1 protein-coding gene is annotated in these 1,430 nt (G+C 38.0%); it reads right to left on the bottom strand.

Annotation, left to right across the window (positions count from 1 at the left end; all coding sequences use genetic code 11):
- Positions 1-204: 204 nt before the first annotated feature.
- On the bottom strand, positions 205-609 hold the full coding sequence (locus CBW46_RS20865) for an NUDIX hydrolase (RefSeq protein WP_089201884.1): 405 nt from the start codon (positions 607-609) through the stop codon (positions 205-207).
- Between the last annotated feature and the right edge of the window lie 821 nt (positions 610-1,430).

Genomic DNA, 1,430 nt, shown 5'->3' with positions numbered 1-1,430 from the left:
CTGCCGCCCGGGTACCGCCACCCGTTTCCCACTCTTCTATGATCGTGAATTTCTCAGTAGCGTTATATTCATTCTTTCTTGACAAAAAAACTCCCCTCCAAGCAGCGGTTTATTTATTAAACCTGTCTACTTAAAGGGGAGCATATCATTATGTTGGCAGCCTGCTGTGATGGTGCTATCGTATCCTTTAGCGGAATGATATAGTCAAAATTCAACATAAAATGGATGCTGTTCTTCATTTAAACAAAACTCTATTCTCTGCCTGAAATTTCTCCAAGTCACCATCTCTAATGCTACTTCAATTGGAAAAAATCCTGCTTCTAAAGACTCAGGGGTTGTTGTTAATTGTCCCCCTATTGGTCTAGCTAAAAATAAAGTGTTACAAATACACTCACTTACATTTTGAAAAATACCACAAAATTTTGTCACCTCTATATCTATACCGCTCTCTTCCTTTGTTTCCCTGACCGCTGCATCTTTCAACGATTCACCTTGTTCAACCACTCCCCCTGGCATTTCCCAACCTCGACTAGGACCCTTTATTAATAATATTTCGTCACGCTCATTAAGCACAATTGTTGCCGCAGAAACAAAATGTTTTGGAGCCACTTGATCGTCCTCCCATTCTGCAATGAATAAAACTATCGTACCACCATTTTACTAACGGTGGAATGCTGCCAATTAGCTCAATAAAATGGGGCGTTCCACCTGGACCGCCCCGTTGTTATTTATTAAGCTATCGTTCCCAGTTAGTTGAATGAACCAAGCAATACGTGGTTGAAAGTTACTCTTATTATTGAATGGGCATAAATGAAACGTTCCAAATACCATCATCATCTTTGATCATTTTAAATCCAGACTTATTTTCAGTTTTATCTTCAGCGTCCTTGTCTGACTGATACTCAATATATCCTTCAAAAGCACTTGTTTGTATGAATTTGCCCGTTTCAATATTATTAAATCTTTTTAGAGTTTGTTCGTTTGTTCCTCTATGAGAATCAGGAATTTTTTCATCCTCTTCTTTTGTCCATTGAACGTTTTTATCCGTATATAGTGCATAAACAACATCGTTGTTATCGTCTAATTGTGCTTGAACGTATAACTTGGCTATACTAATTGGTTCTAACCCTTTTAAATGCTGTTCATTTAAGTCTTTTTGAAAGTTGTTATATACCTCTTGTTCTTTTGCTGATAATTTAAAATCGTATGATGACTTGGGGGCTGGTGTTGGACTTAATGTTGTCTCAACTGACTTGTTTTCACTGTCGAAACAACCTGTAAGTATAATGTCCCCATAGGGTTGGACACAGAACTGAAAAAATAAGATAAAATAAAACTATGACAAACAAACGGAAAACCTACAACCCGGAACAGAAGGCCATGATCGTGTTAGAAGTATTGCGTGAGGAGAGCACCTTGAACGAGATCGC

Source organism: Paenibacillus xerothermodurans, from assembly GCF_002220865.2.
GTDB lineage: Bacteria > Bacillota > Bacilli > Paenibacillales > NBRC-103111 > Paenibacillus_S > Paenibacillus_S xerothermodurans.
The sequence above is the reverse complement of the archived record's forward strand: the minus strand, read 5'-3'. Positions and strand labels throughout refer to the sequence as shown.